Source organism: Erythrobacter sp. (assembly GCF_038133525.1).
Taxonomy (GTDB): domain Bacteria; phylum Pseudomonadota; class Alphaproteobacteria; order Sphingomonadales; family Sphingomonadaceae; genus Qipengyuania.
On the sequence record NZ_JAYPTL010000191.1, the window covers coordinates 1 to 1289 of the forward strand.

Annotated in this window: 2 protein-coding genes; one reads left to right on the forward strand and one right to left on the reverse strand. The window is 60.7% G+C overall.

Annotation, left to right across the window (positions count from 1 at the left end; all coding sequences use genetic code 11):
• Positions 1–551, reverse strand: a 551-nt coding sequence (locus AAFM29_RS17880) for a GNAT family N-acetyltransferase (RefSeq protein WP_341714055.1), incomplete at its 3' end; no start/stop codon positions are given.
• Between the two features lie 91 nt (positions 552–642).
• On the opposite strand from AAFM29_RS17880, the gene AAFM29_RS17885 reads away from it, so the two are divergent.
• On the forward strand, positions 643–1289 hold a 647-nt coding region (locus AAFM29_RS17885), incomplete at its 3' end, for a Ku protein (protein ID WP_341714056.1).

Genomic DNA, 1289 nt, shown 5'->3' on the forward strand with positions numbered 1-1289 from the left:
CTTTCCCCGGCCTCACCATGGTCCTTCCATGACAGCTCGGTCGTGAGGCCCGCGACAGGTGCATAGCCGCGCTTTGTCCAGAACCGGTCGTGCGGGCGATAATCGGCGGGCCGCGCTGGATGGTCGGCGGGCCTGACGACCGAAGCGAAGCAGCACGCATTCGCGCCCCCGGCCCTGGCATGCCCCTCACGCGCGTCGAAGAAGGAATGCCCCACGCCCTGCCCGCGATATTGGGGCAGCAGCACGCTTTCGCCGAAATAGAAGAGGTCGGCGGTGGCGATGCCGCGCTCTTCGAAAGGCGCGCGAAACTCTTCCTTTTGCGATGACATGGGGGAGGCCGTTGCGGCACCCACGATATTGTCGCCATCGATGGCGGCGACCAGCACGCTGCCCGGCTCGGCGATGAATTCGCGGACATAGCGCGCCTCGTAAGCGGCGTCGCCGTCATAGAGATAGGGGTATTCGGCAAACACCGCGATGCGCAGCGCCGCCAGCGCATCGACCGCCTGCAGCAATTCTCCCCCGGTCAAGGCGCGGATCGCGATAGCCATGAATCAAATCCTCTTTTCCCAATGGCTTCACAACGCTTGGAACCCATGGGTTGTTTCAAGCGCTTTTCACCCATTGATAAGGGGAAATGCAATGGCGGCACGCGCCTATTGGCAAGGTCAGATCAGGCTCGCGCTGGTGTCGATACCGGTGGAGATATATCCGGCGACCAAATCGGGCGCTTCCATCAGCTTCCGCCAGATCCACGAACCGTCGGGCAAGCCGATCAATTACGAAAAGGTCGTGCAAGGGATCGGTCCCGTCGACCGCGACGAGATCGTGAAGGGATACGAGCTGTCGAAAGGCAATTACGTTCTTTTGGACGACGATGAGATCGAGGCCGCCAAGGTCGAGAGCAAGAAGACGCTGGAGCTGGTGCAATTCGTCGACGCGCATGAGATCGACGTTTTCTATTTCGAAAAGCCCTATTTCGTCGTCCCCGCCGACGATCTCGCGGATGAGGCTTTCATCGTTCTGCGCGATGCGCTGCGCAAGGCGAAGAAGGTGGGCCTTGGCCAGCTGTCGGTGCGCGGGAGTGAGAAGCTGGTTTCGGTCAAGCCCTGCGGCAAGGGGCTGGTGCTGGAGACCTTGCGCTATGCCGATGAGGTGCGAAAGGCGCAGAGCTATTTCACCGAAATCCCCGACGACAAGCCCGACAAGGAGCTGCTCGATCTCGCCACCCAGCTGATCGAGAAGAAATCGGCACCCTTCGATGCCAGCGAATTTCATGACCGCTATGT